1 pseudogene is annotated in these 213 nt (G+C 35.2%); it reads left to right on the top strand.

The features are described from left to right. A pseudogene (locus ACQCVE_RS19705) lies at positions 1-213 on the top strand (RNA-guided endonuclease TnpB family protein); the annotation flags it as partial.

Below are 213 nucleotides of genomic sequence, written 5' to 3'. Positions count from 1 at the left end.
AATCATCCCTATTTTGGTGAAGCCTGTCTGCATTTGGAATAACCAAAACTACTCGTTTGACTTCACTCACATACATTTGCCTTTGCTGATTAACGGTAAAGTAAAGAAAACACCTATTCGTGCGATATTAGTCGATAAGCATAACCGCAATTTTGATTTGCTAAAGCATAAACTAGGAACTCTTCGCATCACAAAAAAATCAAATAAATGGAT

Origin of the sequence: Metabacillus sp. 113a, assembly GCF_050107635.1 — a bacterium.
In the GTDB taxonomy this organism is placed as follows: Bacteria; Bacillota; Bacilli; order Bacillales; family Bacillaceae; genus Metabacillus_B.
The sequence above is the reverse complement of the archived record's forward strand: the minus strand, read 5'-3'. Positions and strand labels throughout refer to the sequence as shown.